Origin of the sequence: Mycobacterium neglectum (genome assembly GCF_002591975.1) — a bacterium.
In the GTDB taxonomy this organism is placed as follows: Bacteria; Actinomycetota; Actinomycetes; order Mycobacteriales; family Mycobacteriaceae; genus Mycobacterium; species Mycobacterium neglectum.
In genome coordinates this window covers 256,046-275,894 of record NZ_NVQE01000001.1, presented here as the reverse complement: position 1 = coordinate 275,894, position 19,849 = coordinate 256,046, and the positions used below count along the sequence as shown (strand labels likewise).

Below are 19,849 nucleotides of genomic sequence, written 5' to 3'. Positions count from 1 at the left end.
CGGCGGAAGCCTGCGTGCCCGGCGCTGTAACACCGACGGCGACCGGGGCGATTTACTACGCGTATGCCCTGGTCGGGGCTCGGAAGGGTTGAGGTTTACATGTTCCGTCGCGTCGCCACACTCGCGTGTGCAGCTTTCGCCGGTCTTTCTGGGCTCACCGGGCTCTCTCTAGGTGTCGCGTCAGCGCAGTCCACCTGCCCCGATGTGCACTTCATCGGTGCCGCGGGCTCGGGTGAGCGCACCCCCGCCGAATTGACTCAGAACGACGGTATGGGCCGCGTGGTCTACCAGTCGCTGAGCGAGCTTTCGGCCCAGGTCCAGCAGGACGGCCGCACCATGACCGCCGAGGCGGTCGACTACCCCGCGGTGGACGCTCCCGGCGAGGACGGCGGTGTGGGTGAGTGGCTAGGTTTCATCGGCAGCGTGGACGCCGGGTCCGCGGCGCTGGGCAAGCAATACGAGGGGTTTGTCCAGCGCTGCCCGGCATCCAAGGTGGTGCTGGCCGGCTATTCGCAGGGTGCGATGGTCGTGCACCGCAACCTAGAGGCGCTCCAGGCCAGCCCCAATCTGGCCGCGGTGCTGCTGGTGGCCGACGGTGATCGCCTGCCGGAGGACCCGACTCTGAATCTGGGGACGGCCAGTGGAATCCCGGAGCGCGGTAAGGGGGCGGCGCAGGATTGGCCGATCCTGGCCCATGCGCCCGGCCCGATGCCGCCGGCCATCGGCGCCCGAACGATCAGCGTGTGCAACCTCGGCGATGCGGTTTGTGACTACAACCCCGATGACGAGGAATCCTCGGTGTCGTACGCGCGGGGCGTCGCCATTCACACCAGCTACGCCACGACCCCGGGTCTGGACTGGACGCCGCCGCTGTACTTCCTGCTCGGCGGCCCCGACGCGCAGACTAATGAGGCGCCGGTAGCTCAGCCGATCGTTCCGCTCAGCGCGAGCGCACCGACGCCGTAGGCGCGGGCGGAGTGACCGCCGCGCTCGGGCACCTCCAGCACCGTTCCGGGCCCAATCTCGCTATGCCGTAAGCCAACCCGCACGCTCCTCGAAGTCGCCCGTTTGTACGCAGAACAGTGCCATCGAGACCGCCGACTCTGACGCCGTGACCAGCGCCCGACAGGAAGGTCCGCAACGGCTCAAAATCCCGGATTTGGGTCTAATCTGACACGCGACGCGACGACCACTTTCCATAGGAGCTTGGCCTTATGTCCACTTTCTGGCGGTACGTCAAGATCCAGGCCTTCGTCCTGTTGTGCGGCATCGTCGGCCCGATCTTCCTGGCGATCTATTTCGCGTCCGGGGCGCAACCGATCATGAAGTGGATGTTCTGGGCGGGTTTGGCCATCACCGCCCTCGATGTCTTGATTGCATTGGGTATCACCAGCATGGGCGCGCGGTCGAAAGCCAAGACGCAGGCTCTGGAACAGACCGGTGTGCTGGCGCTGGCGCAGGTCGTTGGTATTCACGAGACCGGTACGCGGATCAACGAGCAGCCGCTGGTGAAGATCGATCTGCAAATCTCCGGACCGGGCATCGCGCCGTTCGCCAGCCAGGATCGGGTGATCGCGTCGATTTCGCGACTGCCGATGATCACCAGCCGCAAACTCGTCGCGCTGGTTGACCCGACCACCAGCGAGTACCAAATCGACTGGGAACGAAGCAGTTTGGTCAGCGGCATGATGCCGGCGACCTTCACCATCGCCGAGGACAACAGAACCTACGACCTGTCCGGACAGGTCGGGCCGCTGATGGAGATCCTCCAAATTCTCAAGGCCAACAGCATCGGCCTGAACAGCATGATCGATCTACGCGCCAATCCGGCGGCCCGCCAACAGGTCCAGGCAATCGTGCGGCGTGCTGCGGCAGCCCAGGCACCCCCGGCGCCTGCGCAGGCAGCCGCACCCTCGGCGGCGCCGTTCACTTCCGCGCCCCCCGAACCCTCGACCTCGCAACGCCTTCAGGAGCTGGAGACGCTTCGTGCAACAGGCGCGATCTCAGACGACGAGTACACGGCCAAACGTCAACAGATATTGGCCGACCTCTAGTCCACCGTCAGGAGCGGATCGATGACCGATACCGACGCAACCACATCGAAGGGTGACCAGAAGGTCAGTTTGCCGACGTTGACCGCGATGGTGGTCGGATCGATGATCGGTGCCGGCGTCTTCCTCCTGCCACGCAGATTCGGCACCGAGACGGGCGTGCTCGGGGCGATCATCGCGTGGACCATCGCCGGTTTGGGAATGCTGATGCTGGCGTTCGTGTTTCAGCGTCTCGCGATGCGCAAGCCGGATCTCGACGCCGGTATCTTTGCGTACGCGAAGGCAGGTTTCGGCGACTATGTCGGCTTCAATTCGGCGATCGGGTACTGGGCATCGGCCTGCGCGGGTAACACCTCGTACTGGGTACTGATCACCGCGACGTTGAGCGCGCTGGTACCCGCGTTCGGCGCGGGGGACACCGTGCTCGCGGTGGTCGTGTCCGCGATATGTGTGTGGTTGTTCGCGGCGTTGGTGATGCGCGGAGTCAAGGATGCGGCCGTCATCAACTACATCGTGACCATCGCCAAAGTCGTGCCGATCCTGATGTTCATCGTGATCGTGGGCATCGCGTTCAAGGCCGATGTGTTCGCCGACAACTTCTGGGGAGGCTCGGAGGGGTATTCGTTCTCCGCGATCTGGGACCAGGCCACCGGCACCATGCTGATCACAGTGTTCGTGTTCCTGGGTATCGAGGGCGCAAGCGTCTATTCGAGGATGGCGCGCAAGCGGGAGGATGTGGGCCGCGCCACGGTCGTCGGATTCCTGGGTGTGCTCAGCGTTTTCGCCCTGGTAACTCTGGTGTCCTACGGCGTCATGCCCCAGGGCGAGCTCGCCGGCGTAAGCCAGCCATCCATGGCGGCGGTGCTGGAATCGGTGGTCGGTCATTGGGGATCGATCTTCATTCGAGTCGGCGTGATCATTTCGGTCCTCGGCGCATATCTCGCGTGGACGTTGATGGCTGCGGAGGTGCTCTACATTCCGGCCAAATCCGCAGACATGCCGAAGTTCTTGGCGCGCACCAACAGCCACGGCGCGCCCGTTACCGCACTCGTCATGGCCGCCGGGCTGATCTCGCTGTTGCTGGTGGCGTTGCTGTTCGCGGCCGATGCGCTTGATTTCATGCTGGACCTGACCGCCGCGCTGTCGCTCATTCCGTACCTGTTCGCGGCGGCCTACGCGTTGAAGCTCACAGCTACCCGCGAGACGTATGGAGACGGCAAATCGCTTGTTCCGGACATGGTTATCGCCGGACTGGCGACGGTGTACACCTTGTTCCTGATCTACGCCGCGGGCTTCGACAAGCTGCTGTTGTCCTGCCTCCTGTACGCACCGGCTGCTGCGCTCTACTACCAGGCGCGCCGCGAAAGAGGTCTGCGCGTATTCCGGCCGGCGGAGGCGGTGTTGTTCGGGGTGATTCTCCTCGGCGCCGTCGCAGCTGTGGTGTCCTTGGCAACGGGAGCGATCGAAATCTAGCGGCCACCGCTTGAGAGGAACTGAAGTGACGAATCCGTCCGCGAACTACGGTGTTCACTCCGAGGTCGGCAAGCTGCGCAAGGTGCTGGTGTGCTCGCCGGGTCTGGCGCACGAGCGCCTGACCCCGACCAACTGCGACGACCTGCTGTTCGACGATGTGCTGTGGGTGCAAAACGCCCGCCGCGACCACTTCGACTTCATCGACAAGATGCGCGACCGCGATGTCGAGGTGGTCGAACTACACGAGCTCCTCGCCGAGACGATGGAGATCCCCGAGGCGAAATCCTGGCTTCTGGACCGCAAGATCGTGCCGAACGAAGTGGGCCTGGGACTCGTCGATGACACGCGCGGCTTCCTGGACTCGTTGCAGAGCCCGCGGCTGACGGAGCTGCTGATCGGTGGCATGTCGACCCGCGACCTGCCTTCTGAGATCCAGTCGGGTTACCGGGCGCTGGCGCGCGAAGCCGCAGGCGTCACCGAGTATCTGATGCCGCCGCTGCCGAACACGCTCTACACCCGTGACACCACGTGCTGGATTTATCAAGGCCTGACGCTCAATCCGCTGTTCTGGCCCGCTCGACACGACGAGACGTTGTTGATGAAGGCCATCTATGAGTTCCATCCCGACTTCGTCGGCTCGACCGTGTGGTGGGGTGACCCGGAAGAGTCGTGGGGGATGTCGACCATCGAGGGCGGCGACGTCCTCGTGCCGGGCAACGGGGTCGTCATCATCGGGATGAGCGAGCGCACGTCGCGCCAGGCGATCACCCAAGTGGCGGCCAAACTGTTCGCCGAGAAAGCCGTCACCAAGGTCGTCGTCGCCGGAATGCCCAAGCTCCGGTCGGCCATGCACCTGGACACCGTGTTCACCTTCGCCGACCGTGATGTGGTCACGCTGTATCCAGACATCGTCGACTCGATACAGACGTTCGTCCTGCATCCCAGCGATGCCGATCCGGGCGTCGAGGTCGAGGAGGCGAACAAGCCGTTCGTCGAAGTGGTCGCTGATGCGCTCGGGCTGGGCGCCCTGCGGGTGGTGGAAACGGGTGGCACAAAGTACGACTCAGAGCGTCAGCAGTGGGACAGCGGCAACAACCTCGTCGCCGTCGAACCGGGCGTGGTCTTCGCCTACGACCGAAATACCCACACCAATACCCTGCTGCGCCGGGCGGGCATCGAGGTGATCACGATCGTGGGTGCCGAACTCGGCCGCGGTCGCGGGGGAGGCCACTGTATGACCTGCCCGATCACCCGCGACGCCCTCGATTGACCCGGAGCCGCCCCGGCGGCGACATCGGACCCGGTCGTCAGGGCTGTTAGAACACGTTCCAGTTCGGCTGTTAGCGTGAACGTGGAGCTCGCCCGCGCGAGCGACTGCTTTGGTACGTAGTTCAGCGGCGCGTCCCTGTACAGACACGGTCGCTCGCGCCAAGTGAATGGAGCAGCGGTGACGGCAACTGGCGGGCCCCTGGAGGGGCGAGTGGCATTCATTACGGGGGCCGCGCGTGGCCAGGGCCGCGCGCATGCGATCCGGTTGGCCAACGAGGGCGCCGACATCATCGCCGTGGATGTCTGCGGGCCGATCTCCGAGACCATCACCTACCCGCTGGGAACGTCGGAGGAACTCGCCGAGACCGTGCGCGCCGTGGAGGCCGCAGGCCGCAAGGTGCTGGCCCGTGAGGTCGACATCCGCGATCTGGCCGCGTTGCAGCAGGTGGTCGCAGACGGGATCGAGCAGTTCGGCCGGCTGGACATCCTGGTGGCCAACGCGGGCGTACTGAGCTGGGCCCGTCTCTTCGAGATGTCCGAGGAGCAGTGGAGCTCGGTCATCGACGTGAATCTGACGGGTACCTGGAAGACCATTCGCGCGGCTGTTCCGGCGATGATTTCGGCGGGCAACGGCGGGTCGATCGTCATCGTGAGTTCATCGGCGGGGCTGAAGGCCACCCCGGGTAACGGTCACTATGCGGCGTCCAAACACGGCCTGACCTCACTGACCAACTCGCTGGCATTGGAGGTGGGCGAGTTCGGGATTCGGGTCAACTCGATCCATCCCTACTCGATCGACACGCCGATGGTGGAGAAGGACGCGATGATGGAGCTCTTCGGGAAGTTCCCGAGCTTCATCCACAGCTTCAAGCCGTTCCCGTACCGTGCGGTGAGTCAGGCGGGCGCGTCGAGTCTGCAGGATTTCATGACGGCCGAAGAAGTTTCGGATGTCGTAGCGTGGCTGGCCAGCGATGGTTCGGCGACGATCTCGGGCAGCCAGATCAACGTCGACCGCGGCACGATGAAGTACTAGCCCGGCAGTACGAGGACCGGTACTGGGCTGTGCCGCAGGATCTTTGATCCGCGCGAGCCGAGAAAAACCCTGGCGATTCCGCCGGTTTGCTTGGTGCCGAGCGCCAGCAGTTCGCCGTCGAGCCAGTCGGCGTTGTCGATGGCCTCGTCCCAGCCATTGCCCGTGGCGACCTGCAGCGTCACGTCCTCACCAACGACACCCTGCTTCTTCAACTCCGCCAACGTGTCCCGTGCCTGTGCTGCAGTGGCCTCGAGTATCGAGTCCTCGACGCGCAGCCCTATTTGGGGCGGGTACATAGTTCGGCCGCGGACGACGAAGGTGACGACCCGCATCGGCACGTCGAGTCTTTCCGCCAGTGCCCGCACGCGTTCTACGACGTGCACGCATTCGGCTGTGCCGGGGAAGGCGCAGGTGAAACGAGACAGTCCGCCGGACTTCGACCCTCGGTAGCCCCGGGGGCTGATGGCGAGCGGAATGGGAGAGGAGTGCAGCAGCCGGTCCGCCGTCGAGCCGATGACAACTTGTCCCAGCTTGCCGTCCGCCGCCGAACCCAGCACCAGCGCTTCGGCTTTGAGCTCGTCGACGGCTTCGAGCAGTCCGCCGGAAGCCGACCGGTGCGCGACCTTGTGGAATTCCACCTCGACGCCGCTGCCAATCGCGTTGAGGCATTCGCGCGCGTCTTTGGCCGAGTCCGCCGCCAACTGCTCGGCGTACTGGGCGTATTCGGCGTCGATACGGGCGATCGAGGGCGTCATCCATGGCCGCGGCACCACGGTCACCACCGTCAGCGACGTCTTCAGCGTCTTCGCAGCTTCCACCGCGAGGTACAGCGGCGAGCGGCCGCCCTTGCCGGCCAGGTAGCCGACGGCGACGCTCATTGAGGATCCTTCGGCGGCATCAGTACTTCGTCCTCCGTCGGAGCCGCGGTGGGGATGAGGCCGTCACCGCCGTCGATCAGCGCACTGTGGCGTCGGCTCCAGAGGAAGTAGAAGGTCAGCACCGCGGCCACCCAGATCCCGAACCATATCCAGGTGTTCGGGGGCAGGCCGTACAGGATCCACAAGCAGGCGGCGATGGACAGGATCGGTGTCACCGGATAACCGGGAACTTTGAAGCCACGCGGCAGGTCGGGCTCGCGGCGGCGCAGGATGATCACGCCGACCGCCACCGTGATGAATGCGACGAGTGTGCCTATCGACACCAGGTCCCACAGGTAGTCGATGGGGACGAAGCCCGCCAGCAGCCCCGTGATGACGGCCACGACGATGGTGTTGTTCACCGGTGTCATGCTGCGCGGGTTGACCTTGGCGAACATCGATGGAAGCAACCCGTCGCGGCCCATGGCGAACAGGATGCGGGTCTGGCCGTACATCACCACGAGTGTCACCGAGAAGATCGAGATCACCGCACCGAGGGCGAGGATCGTGCTGGCCCAGGTCGAGCCCCCGAGAACGTTCTCAAGGATGACCGAAAGCCCTGCCTCGGACTGTTCTTCGGATCCGAACGCTTCGGCGTCCTGCGTACCGAGGCCCGCGAACGCCACCAGGATGTAGATGGTGGTGACGGCGATCAGCGCGGCGATGATCGCGCGCGGCATGGTCTTCTGTGGATTCTTGACCTCGTCGCCTGCGGTAGAAACCGCATCGAGTCCGATGAAGGTGAAGAAGATGGTGGCCGCCCCCGCGGTGATTCCGGCAAAGCCGGCATCCCAGAAGCCGGCGAAGTGGTCAGTGGTGAACGCGGTCGCCGCGACGGCGACGAACAGCGCGAGCACCCCCAATTTGAGAAGCACCATGATGGTGTTGACCTTCGCGGACTCGCTGGCACCGCGAATCAGCAGCAGCGCACACATGACGATCAGGAGCATGGCGGGAAGGTTGACGATGCCCGGTGTCTCACCGAACGGCGACGCGCTCAGCGAGTGCGGCAGCGTGAATCCGAACAAGTTGTCCAGCAGCTTGTTCAGATAACCGCTCCAGCCGACAGCCGTCGCCGACATCGAGACGCCGTACTCGAGAAGCAGGCATGCGGCCACGCCCATCGCGACGAACTCGCCCATCGTCGTGTAGGCGTACGAATAGGTTGATCCGGAAACCGGTACAGCGGAGGCCATCTCGGCGTAGCAGATGGCGGATAGGCCCGCGGCGACGCCTGCGATCACGAACGAGATCAGCACCGCGGGCCCGGCCTTGGGCACGGCCTGCTGCAGCACGATGAAGATGCCGGTGCCGACGGTGGCGCCGACGCCGAACATCGTCAGCTGGAACGCGCCGATACTTCGCTTGAGATGGTCGGAGGCACCGTGCGCCACCGGCGCGCCGGTCACAGGCCTGCGCCGCAGCAGCTGGTCCTTGAGGCTGATCGATGGGGCAGTCATGGTGCCTCCTGTGGGGCTATAACGCAGTACCGGACAAGTGTGAACCCGTATCGGCCAGAACGTCGGCGAACTGCTCAATCGCCCAGTCGATCTCCTCCGCGGTGATGACCAGCGGCGGCGCGAACCGCAACGTCGAACCGTGCGTGTCCTTAACCAGCACACCACGTTCGGCGAGTTTCAGGGTGATCTGCTTTCCGCTGCCGAGCGCGGGATCGACATCCACGCCGGCCCACAGTCCCATGCCACGTACGGCGACCACGCCGGACCCGATCAGAGCGCGCAGCCGCGCGTGCAGGTGGTCACCGAGTTCTGCTGAACGCGACTGGAATTCGCCGCGTGCCAGCATCGCCACCACCGTGGTACCGATCGCCGCCGCAAGTGGGTTACCGCCGAACGTCGAGCCGTGCTCACCGGGATGCAACACCCCGAGTACATCCCGGTCAGCGACGACGGCGGACAACGGAACCACGCCGCCGCCGAGGGCTTTGCCCAGCAAATAAATATCGGGTGCTACGCCGAAGTGGTCGCACGCGAACGTGCGTCCCGTTCGCGCCAGGCCCGACTGAATCTCGTCGGCGATCATCAACACGTTGTGCTCGGTGCACAGCGCACGGACCCGCGGCAGGAAGTCGCGGGGCGGAACGATGATCCCGGCCTCGCCCTGGATCGGTTCGAGCAGAACGGCGACGGTGTTCTCGTCGATTGCCGCGGCGAGGGCGTCGGCGTCACCGAAGGGCACCGAGCGAAATCCGGGCGTGTACGGGCCGAACCCGCGGCGTGCCGTCTCGTCGTCGGAGAAGCTGATGATGGTCGTGGTGCGACCATGGAAGTTGTTGTGTGCCACGACGATGTTGCTCTGACCGGCTGGCACACCCTTGACATCGGTGCCCCATTTGCGGGCGACCTTGATACCGCTTTCCACCGCCTCGGCGCCACTGTTCATCGGCAGCACCATGTCTTTGCCGCAGAGTTCGGCCAGCGCCTCGCAGAAGGGGCCGAGCCGATCTGAGTGAAACGCGCGGCTCACCAGAGTCACGCGGTCCAGCTGCGCATGGGCGGCGGCGATGACTTCCGGGTTACGGTGGCCGAAGTTGACCGCCGAGTAGGCGGCCAGGCAGTCGAGGTAGCGGCGACCCTCGACATCGGTGATCCAGACGCCATCCGCACTGGCCGCGACCACCGGTAACGGTGAGTAGTTGTGGGCGACGTAGCGATCGTCGACGGCGATCGCCGCCTCGGTGATGTTCATGGTGTCGACCACGGTCACGGATGTACCTCCAATGTGCAGCATTTGACGGAGCCACCGCCCTTGAGCAGTTCGGACAGATCGATACCGATGGGATGGAATCCGGCGTCCCTCAGCTGTGCGGCGAAGCCGGTGGCCGCGGCGGGCAACACGACGTTGCGGCCGTCGGACACGGCGTTGAGGCCAAGCACGAATGCGTCGGCGCTGGCCACCTCGATGGCATCGGGGAACAGCTCGAGCAGCGTGGCCCGCGACGCGTCGCTGAACGCCGGCGAGTAGAACGCGATCGTGGTGTTGTCGAGTACCGCGAGCGCGGTGTCGAGATGATAGAAGCGCGGATCGATCAGTTCGAGACTGACGACGGGCATCTGCAGTGCAGCCGCGATTTCGTCATGGGCCTGCCGTTCGGTACGGAAACCATAGCCTGCCAGCATGATTGAGCCGACGACGAGGAGATCGCCCTGGCCTTCGTTGGTGTGGCGAGTATCTGAGGGGCGGTAGCCGTGGCGGGTCATCCACTCGGCGTAGGCGGCCGACTCACCGGCGCGCTGCGGATAGGCGAACCGGGCGGTGACGGCGTGGCCGTTCACCATCATTCCGCCGTTGGCGGCATAAACCATGTCCGGCAGACCGGCAACGGGCTCGATGAGTTCGACGGTGTGGCCGAGTTCCTTGTAGGTCTGGCGCAGCGCTTCCCATTGGCTGAGCGCGAGATGGGTGTCCACCGGCACCGAGGTGTCCATCCAGGGATTGATCGCGTACTCGACGGTGAAGAACGTCGGTGCCGTCATGGCGTAATGGCGGATCGAAGCCACCCGTTCTTGTCGTGCGGCGACATCGGATACCGGGGCCGCGTTGGCGGCGACATCTGAGATCGTCATAAATAAACGATATGGCGGATCGATTTTGCAATCAATCACCGTTTCTTGCGTATTGACCTACTATTCATTGTGCACGATAAGAATTGGCGACGATTTATTGCGCGGAGGCCACGATGGACCGGTTGGACGAGACTGACGAGCGCATTCTGGCCGAGCTCGCCAACGATGCACGCGCCACCTATGCCGAGATCGGCGAGCGGGTGAACCTGTCGGCACCAGCGGTGAAGCGCAGGATCGATCGCCTCCTCGACAACGGCGTCATCCGCGGCTTCACCACGGTCGTGGACCGCAGCGCGCTCGGGTGGAACACCGAGGCGTACGTGCAGGTGTTCCGGCACGGCACCATCGCGCCAGAACAGTTGCGCGCGGCCTGGATCGACATCCCCGAGGTGATCGGCGCGGCCACTGTCACCGGGACCGCTGATGCGATGCTGCACGTGCTCGCACGCGACATGCGCCATCTGGAGGAGGCGCTGGAGCGGATCCGTTCGGCGGCCGACGTCGAGCGCAGCGAAAGCATCGTGGTGCTGACCAACATCATCGATCGGGACCGCACCTGACCGGGGTGGCGGACAATTGTCGAAGGGCATCGTGCAAAATCTGCCCATGTCCACCACTGGGGGAATCGTGATCGTCGGAGGCGGCCTGGCGGCTGCCCGCACAGCCGAACAGCTGCGGCGCTCCGAATACAGCGGGCCGGTCACCATCGTCAGCGAAGAAGGCCATCTTCCGTATGACCGGCCGCCGCTTTCCAAGGAAGTGCTGCGTGCCGAGACCGACGACGTCACGCTCAAGCCCGCCGAGTTCTACGACGAGAACGACATCACGGTGTTGCTCTCCAACGGTGCCCGGTCGGTCGACACCGCGGCGCAGACGCTGAGCCTGGCCGACGGCACCGAGCTTTCCTACGACGAGCTCATCATCGCGACGGGTTTGGTACCCAAGCGCATCCCGTCGTTCCCCGATCTCCCCGGAATCCACGTGCTGCGGAACTTCGACGAGAGCCTCGCGTTGCGCGAGGAGGCAGGCTCGGCGAGACGAGCGGTCGTCGTCGGCGCGGGATTCATCGGTTGTGAGGTGGCCGCGAGCCTGCGCGGAATGGGCGTCGATGTCGTCCTGGTGGAGCCGCAGCCGTCGCCGCTGGCGTCGGTGCTAGGCGGCCAGATCGGCGAGTTGGTCGCCCGACTGCATCGCGCCGAAGGTGTCGACGTGCGGTGCGGTGTCGGCGTGTCGGAAGTCAGCGGGGCCGAGCGGGTAGAGCGCGTCGTTCTCGGCGACGGCACCGAACTCGACGCCGATCTCGTGGTCGTCGGCATCGGTTCGCATCCGGCCACCGCGTGGCTCGACGGCAGCGGCCTCGAGATCGACAACGGCGTCGTCTGTGACGACCACGGCCGTTCGAGCGCCGCCCATGTCTGGGCGATCGGCGATGTCGCCTCGTGGCGCCACACCCTTGGACACCAAGTGCGCGTGGAACATTGGAGCAACGTGGCCGACCAGGCGCGTGCGTTGGTGCCCGCGATGTTGGGCCAGGACGCACCTCCCACGGTGTCGGTGCCCTACTTCTGGAGCGACCAGTACGACGTCAAGATCCAGTGCCTCGGTGAGCCCGAGGCCGACGACGTGGTCCACGTCGTCGAGGATGACGGCCGCAAATTCCTGGCGTACTACGAGCGCGACGGTGTGGTGGCCGGAGTGGTCGGCGGCGGCATGCCCGGGAAGGTCATGAAGGCCCGCGCCAAGATCGCGGCGGGCGCACCCATCGCCGACGTCCTCGGCTAAGTAGCGATTTGTGGAGTCCTAGCCGCGCTCACCGCGGCCGAGACTCCGACTAATCGCAGTCAGTCAGAACTCGCCGAGGTAGAACCGCGTGCCCTGATCGTCGATGCACTGTGCCGAGGTGCCGTACGACTGCGTTGACGGCTCCTCGATCACCGTGCCACCTGCCTCGCGTACCCGCGCGACCGCGGCTTCGATGTCGGCGACAGTCCACATCGGCACCGTGACCGCCTGCGCGCTGCCACCCGCGACACCCGCCATCGGATGGGTGTGCTGGATCTGCCAGCCGTCGTCCACCCGGCCCGGTTCGAACGACCAGAACAGCAGCCCGCTGTAGAACGCGCGGAACGCGGTCGAGTCCGGAACTTCATATGTGATGTACGAAAGCTCGCCGGGCCCAGATCCGTTCAGCTCCGGCCGAGCGATCCCCGGCGCAGCCTCGAACACCGCGAAGCTGGCGCCGGCCGGATCTGTCGCACCGCATCCGACGCCGAAGTCGAACTGTTCCAGTTGGTCGACGGTCCCGCCTGCGGCAACGATCGCCTGCCGGGCTCCCGAGAGATCGACCACGGCGTAGCTGCAGAACAAGCTGGCCTGCCCCGGCACGCTGTAGAGGCCGATGCGCTGCTTGGTGTTGGTGACCTGATGGGTTTCGGGGTCGAACTCCCAACCCAGCACGTGACCGTAGAAGGTCGCCGCCTGCTCGGCGTCCGGCGTCCACACCGAGACATAGCCGACGTCTCCGTGCTGGATCGCCACTGCCGCGCCGGTTGTCGGGCCGTTGAGCGACCAGCAGTGTCCAAAGGGGTCGACGATCGCAGCATTGCGCGAACCGTGCGCCTCGCGCGTTTCCTGACGTACCGTGGCGCCACGGTCACGGGCCCGCTCTACCGCACTGTCGGTATCTGCGACCGCGATGACGAGCATGACGGAAACAGACTGTGGGGCAGGGGCTTTCATGCCGATCTCGGGATACTCGTCGGCGAGGTAGAACATGCCGCCGCCGAGCGCGAGTTCGGCATGCCCGATGCGGCCATCGTCCATCACGATCGGCTCGCCGATGACGACGGCGCCCAGCGCGTCGACGTACCAGGCGATGGCCGCTCTCGCATTCGCCACGGACAGATACGGCAGTGCCGCCGATCGGGGCACGCCGGATACAGCGGTTTTGGGTTCGGCCAGTTCGGCGATGGCGGTGTCGGTGCCGCTCATGTCAACTCCTTCGGTTCGATTGGGCAGGTTCAGTGCACCTTCTAGGCGTGAGCGCAGCCGAGCCGCGAACGCCGGATCTGGTTGGACGACAAGCTCATCGCCGTGCAGCGCTGTCAACGGATCGCGGCTGTTGTTCACGACTTGTCTCCTTCCGGCTCCGGATAGTGGGATCTGAAGGCTCGGCGCGCCCGAACCAGCAGCGCCTCGGTGGCGTGCACGGTTCGTCCGATCAGCTCCGCGCACTCGGTCACGGAACAGTCGTCCATGTAGCGCAACGCCAATACGGTGCGATGCCGCTCGGGCAGCCTGGCCATGACGCTCTGCGCGACGATGCGGTCGAGCTCGGCATCCCAGTCGTCGCCCGCATCGGCGGGCTCGGGTAGTTCGGCGACGGGCACGGTGAACCGGTCGTGGCGACGGCGGTAGTGGTCGGCCAGTTTGTGGCGTGCCACTCCGAGCAGCCACGGCAACGTCATCGGCGGCGGCACATCCTTGCGTGCGGCATCCATCGCCGCCAGGAATGTGTCCGACGTCAGATCCTCGGCCGTTCCGCGGTCACTGCAGCGCCGGACGAAGTATCCGTACACGACCGGCAGCGATTCGTCGTACATCGCCAGCAGCTTCCGCGGAGCGTCGTTGCCCTCCGATTCGGCGCTCACACCCTTATCGTCGCCGCGGGGACCGAAACTCCGACGCCTTAATCACGAATTTTTCCGAAGGGTCGCGTTGTCCAGCGCCTTCAGCCCATCGCTGACGGTGTCGAAGGCGTCGCCGAGGGCCTGCGGAAGCGACACCGACTCGTCGTCCAGCCAATGCTGGTAGGCCGAAAGCGCAGCACCGAGCATGGTCCACGCCACCGTCTGTGGCACGACGTCGGCCTCCTTCATGCCCAGCCGGCGGGCGACGAATGCGACGACGACCGCACGCCAGCCCGCGTACATCGTCATCGAGTAGGCCTGCAGGGCTTCGGTCTGAAGGATGACCCGCATCCGCTGTCGGTGTCGTGCGGTCTCGGCTTCGTCAAAGTTGTTGAACGCCAGCAGTGCTGTACGCAACGCAGCGTCGATTCCCACATCTGGGTCCAGATCGGCGAGCAGGTCGCGCATGAGGGCCAGGTGTGCCTCGAAGTCGCCCCAGGGCAATGCGTTCTTGGACGGGTAGTAGCGGAACAGCGTGCGCCGCGCGATACCAGCGGCCTCGGCGACGTCGTCGACGCTCACATCGTCGAACCCCCGCGCGGCGAACAGATCGATCGCGATATTGCTGATGTGTTCCCAGCTCGTCGACCGTCGACGGCCGACGCGGTGCTGGGATTCCGGGTGCACGTTCACTCCTTTTTCGGGGGCCGGCTTTCATTCTGGCACTGGATGCCATATTATTGCGATCTCGATCACAGTTTGTCGAGACCCTGTCAAGGAAAGGTGCGGATAGTGGAGCCGAATCAGACAACAGAGGCTGCGACCACATCGGGCGATGAGCTCGTCACCGAGACCCTGGTCGAAGAGGTGTCTATCGACGGGATGTGCGGGGTTTACTGACCGTGTCCCCGTCGATGGCTGAGACCGGCACGGACGTTGCGTTCGACCCCGACCTCAGCTGGCGGCTTCACCCCCAGGTGGCCGTGCGGCCCGAGCCGTTCGGTGCGCTGCTGTATCACTTCGGTACGCGCAAGCTGTCCTTCCTGAAGAACCGGACGATCGTCGAGGTGGTCAACTCGTTGGCTGACCACCTCGACGTTCGGTCCGCCTGCCGCGCCGCGGGAGTAGACGACGCGCAACAGGCCCCTTACCTCCACGCGCTCCGCGTGCTCGCTCAATCGAAGATGTTGGTGCTGCAATGACGACAATGGAATCGGCGCCCGCGCCGGAAATCGAATCGCCTGCCGTCCAGCCCGTTCCACGGCTGATCGAGCAGTTCGAACACGGACTGGATGCGCCGATATGTCTGACATGGGAGCTGACCTACGCGTGCAACTTGGCTTGCGTGCACTGCCTGTCCTCGTCGGGTAAGCGTGATCCCCGCGAGTTGACCACCCAGCAGTGCAAGGACATCATCGACGAACTCGAGCGTATGCAGGTGTTCTACGTGAACATCGGCGGCGGGGAACCGACTGTGCGGTCGGACTTCTGGGAGCTGGTCGACTACGCCACCGCCCACCACGTCGGTGTCAAGTTCTCGACCAATGGCGTGCGCATCACGAAAGAGGTGGCGGAACGCCTGGCGGCCAGTGACTACGTCGACGTCCAGATCTCGCTCGACGGAGCGACGGCAGAAGTCAACGATGCTGTCAGAGGAGCGGGCTCCTTCGCGATGGCGATCCGGGCGCTGGAGAACCTCGCCGAGGCGGGCTTCAAGGACGCCAAGATCTCAGTAGTGGTGACTCGCACCAATGTCGATCAGCTTGACGACTTCGCCGCTCTGGCAGCGCGTTACGGTGCCACGCTGCGGATCACCCGGCTTCGGCCATCGGGACGCGGTGCCGACGTGTGGGATGAACTGCACCCCACGGCTGAGCAGCAGGTACAGCTGTACAACTGGTTGGTGGCCAAGGGCGACGGCGTGCTCACCGGCGACTCGTTCTTCCACCTGTCCGGGCTCGGCGAGCCAGGCGCGCTGGCAGGCCTGAATCTGTGTGGCGCCGGCCGCGTGGTCTGTCTCATCGACCCGGTGGGGGACGTGTACGCGTGCCCGTTCGCCATTCATGACCGCTTTCTGGCCGGAAACATCTTGACCGACAGCGGTTTTGACAGTGTGTGGAAGAACGCGCCGCTGTTCCGCGAGCTGCGCGAACCGCAGTCGGCCGGAGCCTGCGGCAGCTGCGGACACTACGACAGCTGCCGCGGCGGCTGCATGGCCGCCAAGTTCTTCACCGGATTGCCGATGGACGGTCCGGATCCTGAGTGCGTGCAGGGCTACGGTGCGCCGGCGTTGGCCGCCGACCGTGTGAAGCCCAAGTCCAGTGTCGATCACTCGCGTAGCCAACCGGTCATGCTCAAACTGCTGACCAAGCCTCCTGCGCGACTCTGTAACGAAAGTCCGGTGTAACTCATGGCCGACATCTGGTTCGAGACCGTGGCCGCCGCCCAAGAGCGGGCCAAGCGGCGTCTGCCCAAGCCGGTGTACTCCGCGCTGCTCGCGGCGAGCGAACGTGGGGTAACGGTCGCCGACAATGTTGACGCATTCTCCCAGCTGGGTTTTGCGCCGCATGTCATCGGCGCGACCGAGAAGCGCGATCTTGCGACAACCGTTATGGGTCAAGATATTTCGATGCCCGTCGTGATATCGCCGACGGGTGTGCAGGCCGTCCATCCCGACGGTGAGACCGCAGTCGCGCGGGCTGCGGCAGCGCGGGGCACAGCAATGGGCCTTTCGTCATTCGCCAGCAAGCCGATCGAAGAGGTCATCGCCGTCAACGAAAAGCTCTTCTTCCAGGTGTACTGGCTCGGTGGCCGGGACGCGATCGCTGCGCGGGTGGAGCGCGCGCGTGCGGCCGGTGCCGTAGGCCTGATCGTCACCACCGACTGGAGCTTCTCGCATGGGCGGGACTGGGGCAGCCCGAAGATCCCCGAAGAGATGAACCTGCGCACCACCGTGCGGATGCTGCCGACGGGGCTGACCAGGCCGGCGTGGCTGTACCAATGGGGTAAGACCCTGAAGCCGCCGAACCTGCGGGTGCCCAACCAGGCGGCGCGTGGCGAGAGCGGGCCGCCGTTCTTCGCTGCCTACGGCGAATGGATGGGTACCCCACCGCCCACCTGGGAGGACATCGCCTGGCTGCGCGAGCTCTGGGGTGGTCCGTTCATGCTCAAGGGCGTGATGCGGGTCGACGATGCGAAACGTGCTGTAGACGCGGGTGTTTCGGCGATCTCGGTATCCAACCACGGCGGAAACAACCTCGATGGCACGCCCGCGTCGATACGGGCACTTCCCGCGATTGCGGCCGCGGTCGGTGATGAGGTCGAGGTGCTTCTCGACGGTGGCATCCGGCGCGGCAGCGACGTGGTCAAGGCCGTGGCTCTCGGCGCACGCGCTGTGATGATCGGGCGGGCCTATCTCTGGGGTCTGGCGGCCAACGGTCAGGCGGGAGTCGAGAATGTGCTCGACGTCCTCCGGGGCGGCATCGACTCGGCCCTCATGGGGCTGGGTCACTCATCGGTGCACGACCTCTGCGCCGACGACGTGTTGGTACCCGAAGGGTTCGCTCGGGCACTCGGCGTGCCCGGCAACCCGACCGTCTGACGCGGACGGCGGGGACCACGCGAACTTCCTGGTACAGGCGTGGCTCAGGGGGCTGGCGTGAATGCATGGTTGTCGGTCGCGCAAATTTCTGGAAATCAATGTCTGCGCATGCGCCAACAATTGGCGCATACCAGGTGAATTCGGCCTACCATCGGCCTGTGCCTTCTGGAAGCGAGCTCGCGAGCGCGACGTCGAGGCAGCTGCAGAGCACGTCATCAGCATTGATCGTCCCGGTCGGTTCCACCGAACAGCATGGGCCCCACCTGCCGCTGGACACCGATACCCGCATTGCCACCGCCGTCTCCCGGGCCCTGGTCGGTCAGCTCGGCGGAGATGAATTGAAATGGCTGGTCGCTCCCGCCATCGGGTACGGCGCCAGCGGTGAGCACGAGGACTTCAGCGGCACCGTCTCGATCGGCACCTCCGCGCTGCGCCTTTTGCTGGTGGAGTTCGGCCGGTCCGCATCGCGCTGGGCGTCGCGCCTCGTCTTTGTCAACGGGCACGGTGGCAATGCGGAAGCGCTGGCTGCGGCCGCGGCGTTGCTTCGGTACGAGGGCCGTGATGTGGGCTGGTGCCCCTGCAGCGCGGAAAACGCCGACGCACATGCCGGTCACACCGAAACCTCTGTATTGCTACATATTTCGCCCGCTGACGTCTGGATCGACGAGCGGGTCCCCGGCAACAGCGCACCGCTGGGACAGCTGATGCCCGCGCTGCGCCAAGGAGGAATCGCCGCGGTCAGTGAGGTGGGAATTCTCGGTGATCCCACGACGGCGACCGCAGAGGAAGGCGCGCGCATCTTCACAGAGATGGTCGACGGCTGTATGCGGCGCGTGACCGGTTGGACTCCTGACCGGAACGGCATGCTGACATGACCGGACCACGGCTACCCGACGGCTTCGCGGTCCAGGTGGATCGCCGGGTGAAGGTCCTCGGCGAGGGCTCCGCGTTACTCGGTGGGTCGCCAACGCGACTGTTGCGGCTCGCTCCCGCGGCGCAGACCATGCTCACCGGCGGGCGGCTCGAGGTCCACGACGCGGTCAGCGCACAGTTGGCCCGCACATTGCTGGATGCGACGGTTGCGCATCCGCGGCCTGCGACCGGGCCGTCACATCGAGATGTCACGGTGGTTATTCCTGTACGGGACAACATCTCTGGTCTTCGCAGGCTGGTAGCAGCCCTTCGTGGTATGCGCATCGTGGTTGTCGACGATGGATCGGCTTCCCCTGTTCAGCAAGCCGACTTCGCCCAGATGTACAGCGACGTTCAGATCCTGCGACACGACCGGAGCAAAGGGCCAGCCGCTGCCCGCAACACCGGCATGGCGGCGTGCCACACGGACTACATCGCGTTCCTCGACTCCGACGTGGTACCGCGACGCGGGTGGCTGGAGGCGCTGCTCGGCCACTTCTGCGATCCCGCGGTGGCACTGGTCGCACCGCGAATCATCGGCCTACGCGAGCCGGAGAACGTGGTGGCGCGGTACGAGGCCGTGAGGTCCTCCCTCGATCTCGGCATGCGCGAGGCGCCCGTGGTGCCCTTTGGATCCGTCGCGTATGTCCCCAGCGCCGCGATCATCTGCCGCAGCACCGTGCTCAAGGAACTCGGCGGATTCGACGAGACGCTCAAGTCTGGCGAAGACGTCGACCTGTGTTGGAGGCTGATCGAGGCGGGTGCCAGGCTGCGGTACGAACCCGTCGCACTGGTCGCTCACGACCACCGTACACAACTGCGGGAATGGTTGTCGCGCAAGTCTTTCTATGGAGAATCCGCTGCGCCGCTTTCGGTTCGGCATCCCGGTAAGACCGCGCCACTGGTCATCTCGGGATGGACGCTGGTGGCCTGGATGCTGATGGCGATGGGATCGAATGTCGGCTATCTGGCATCGGTGGTGGTCGCCGCGATCACCGGCCGTCGTATCGCAAGGTCGCTGTCCACCGTGGAGACCGAGCCGAAGGAAGTGGCTGTGGTCGCCGCCCACGGACTGTGGTCCGCAGCGCTACAGCTCGCGTCCGCCATCTGCCGCCACTACTGGCCTGTCGCGTTCGTCGCAGCCCTGCTGTCGCGACGATGCCGCCAGGTGGTGCTGGTGGCCGCCATCGTCGACGGGGTGGCCGACTGGATCACCCGCAACGGCCACGGCGACGATGACGCGAAACCGGTCGGAGTGCTCACCTACGTCCTGCTGAAGCGGCTCGACGACATGGCCTACGGCGCAGGTTTGTGGGCCGGGGTCGTGCGCGAGCGGCATGTCGGCGCGCTCAAGCCCCAGATTCGGACCTGAAGTCC

Annotated in this window: 20 protein-coding genes; 13 read left to right on the top strand and 7 right to left on the bottom strand. The window is 65.2% G+C overall.

The genetic code is table 11. The features are described 5' to 3' along the window. Positions 1-99: 99 nt before the first annotated feature. The 5 genes from CSQ99_RS01355 (at position 100) to CSQ99_RS01335 (ending at position 5,826) form a co-directional block, all read left to right on the top strand. Entirely contained in the window at positions 100-966 is an 867-nt protein-coding gene (locus CSQ99_RS01355) for a cutinase family protein (RefSeq protein ID WP_099037221.1), read from the top strand. A gap of 248 nt (positions 967-1,214) precedes the next feature. Continuing rightward, positions 1,215-2,054 (top strand): SHOCT domain-containing protein, encoded by an 840-nt coding sequence (locus CSQ99_RS01350; protein WP_099037220.1) that lies wholly within the window; start codon positions 1,215-1,217, stop codon positions 2,052-2,054. Between the two features lie 21 nt (positions 2,055-2,075). Next, positions 2,076-3,524, top strand: coding sequence for a basic amino acid/polyamine antiporter (locus tag CSQ99_RS01345; protein ID WP_099037219.1), 1,449 nt, complete (start codon positions 2,076-2,078; stop codon positions 3,522-3,524). Between the two features lie 25 nt (positions 3,525-3,549). Continuing rightward, complete coding sequence (locus tag CSQ99_RS01340; RefSeq protein WP_099037218.1) at positions 3,550-4,794, top strand: arginine deiminase; 1,245 nt, start codon at positions 3,550-3,552, stop codon at positions 4,792-4,794. A 177-nt stretch (positions 4,795-4,971) separates the two neighbouring features. Then, complete coding sequence (locus tag CSQ99_RS01335; protein WP_099037217.1) at positions 4,972-5,826, top strand: mycofactocin-coupled SDR family oxidoreductase; 855 nt, start codon at positions 4,972-4,974, stop codon at positions 5,824-5,826. Here the strand turns inward: CSQ99_RS01335 and CSQ99_RS01330 are convergent. Genes CSQ99_RS01330 through ddaH form a run of 4 tightly spaced genes read right to left on the bottom strand, consistent with a single transcriptional unit; the run spans position 5,823 to position 10,330 of the window. Beyond that, a complete protein-coding gene (locus tag CSQ99_RS01330) occupies positions 5,823-6,704 on the bottom strand; it encodes a universal stress protein (RefSeq protein ID WP_099037216.1) in 882 nt (293 codons plus the stop codon). The two genes, CSQ99_RS01335 and CSQ99_RS01330, sit on opposite strands and share 4 nt — an antisense overlap. After that, on the bottom strand, positions 6,701-8,203 hold the full coding sequence (locus tag CSQ99_RS01325; RefSeq protein ID WP_099037215.1) for an amino acid permease: 1,503 nt from the start codon (positions 8,201-8,203) through the stop codon (positions 6,701-6,703). The genes CSQ99_RS01330 and CSQ99_RS01325 overlap by 4 nt, the downstream gene beginning before the upstream one ends. Positions 8,204-8,219: 16 nt before the next feature. Beyond that, the gene (rocD, locus tag CSQ99_RS01320; protein WP_425437746.1) at positions 8,220-9,494 is read right to left on the bottom strand and encodes an ornithine--oxo-acid transaminase; all 1,275 of its coding nucleotides are present in this window, start codon (positions 9,492-9,494) and stop codon (positions 8,220-8,222) included. Beyond that, on the bottom strand, positions 9,467-10,330 hold the full coding sequence (gene ddaH / locus CSQ99_RS01315) for a dimethylargininase (protein WP_176560810.1): 864 nt from the start codon (positions 10,328-10,330) through the stop codon (positions 9,467-9,469). Before ddaH ends, rocD begins: the two co-directional genes overlap by 28 nt. A 113-nt stretch (positions 10,331-10,443) precedes the next feature. Between ddaH and CSQ99_RS01310 the strand changes: the two genes are divergently transcribed. Both CSQ99_RS01310 and CSQ99_RS01305 read left to right on the top strand, forming a co-directional pair. Continuing rightward, positions 10,444-10,890: an Rv2324 family transcriptional regulator gene (locus tag CSQ99_RS01310; RefSeq protein ID WP_099037213.1), complete on the top strand. Its 447-nt coding sequence runs from the start codon at positions 10,444-10,446 to the stop codon at positions 10,888-10,890. Between the two features lie 46 nt (positions 10,891-10,936). Next, positions 10,937-12,112: an FAD-dependent oxidoreductase gene (locus CSQ99_RS01305; RefSeq protein ID WP_176560809.1), complete on the top strand. Its 1,176-nt coding sequence runs from the start codon at positions 10,937-10,939 to the stop codon at positions 12,110-12,112. Positions 12,113-12,175: 63 nt separating this feature from the next. On the opposite strand, the gene CSQ99_RS01300 is transcribed toward CSQ99_RS01305, so the two are convergent. From CSQ99_RS01300 to mftR, 3 genes are read right to left on the bottom strand one after another with little or no spacing between them, the layout of a single operon-like run. Then, entirely contained in the window at positions 12,176-13,459 is a 1,284-nt protein-coding gene (locus tag CSQ99_RS01300; RefSeq protein WP_099037212.1) for a VOC family protein, read from the bottom strand. Continuing rightward, entirely contained in the window at positions 13,456-13,980 is a 525-nt protein-coding gene (locus tag CSQ99_RS01295; RefSeq protein ID WP_099037211.1) for an RNA polymerase sigma factor, read from the bottom strand. Before CSQ99_RS01295 ends, CSQ99_RS01300 begins: the two co-directional genes overlap by 4 nt. A 42-nt stretch (positions 13,981-14,022) precedes the next feature. Beyond that, the gene (gene mftR, locus CSQ99_RS01290; RefSeq protein ID WP_099037346.1) at positions 14,023-14,646 is read right to left on the bottom strand and encodes a mycofactocin system transcriptional regulator; all 624 of its coding nucleotides are present in this window, start codon (positions 14,644-14,646) and stop codon (positions 14,023-14,025) included. Between the two features lie 105 nt (positions 14,647-14,751). On the opposite strand from mftR, the gene mftA reads away from it, so the two are divergent. The 6 genes from mftA (at position 14,752) to mftF (ending at position 19,844) form a co-directional block, all read left to right on the top strand. Beyond that, the gene (mftA, locus tag CSQ99_RS01285; RefSeq protein ID WP_099037345.1) at positions 14,752-14,859 is read left to right on the top strand and encodes a mycofactocin precursor MftA; all 108 of its coding nucleotides are present in this window, start codon (positions 14,752-14,754) and stop codon (positions 14,857-14,859) included. Between the two features lie 14 nt (positions 14,860-14,873). Continuing rightward, positions 14,874-15,161, top strand: coding sequence for a mycofactocin biosynthesis chaperone MftB (gene mftB, locus CSQ99_RS01280; RefSeq protein ID WP_099037344.1), 288 nt, complete (start codon positions 14,874-14,876; stop codon positions 15,159-15,161). A 5-nt stretch (positions 15,162-15,166) separates the two neighbouring features. Then, a complete protein-coding gene (mftC, locus tag CSQ99_RS01275) occupies positions 15,167-16,366 on the top strand; it encodes a mycofactocin radical SAM maturase (protein WP_099037210.1) in 1,200 nt (399 codons plus the stop codon). Positions 16,367-16,369: 3 nt separating this feature from the next. Next, positions 16,370-17,560 carry a pre-mycofactocin synthase MftD gene (gene mftD, locus CSQ99_RS01270; protein WP_099037209.1) on the top strand — a complete coding sequence of 397 codons (1,191 nt, stop codon included), beginning with the start codon at positions 16,370-16,372 and terminating at the stop codon, positions 17,558-17,560. 134 nt (positions 17,561-17,694) lie between these two features. Next, a complete protein-coding gene (gene mftE / locus CSQ99_RS01265) occupies positions 17,695-18,435 on the top strand; it encodes a mycofactocin biosynthesis peptidyl-dipeptidase MftE (protein ID WP_099037208.1) in 741 nt (246 codons plus the stop codon). Next, entirely contained in the window at positions 18,432-19,844 is a 1,413-nt protein-coding gene (gene mftF / locus CSQ99_RS01260; protein ID WP_099037207.1) for a mycofactocin biosynthesis glycosyltransferase MftF, read from the top strand. The genes mftE and mftF overlap by 4 nt, the downstream gene beginning before the upstream one ends. Positions 19,845-19,849 lie beyond the last annotated feature (5 nt).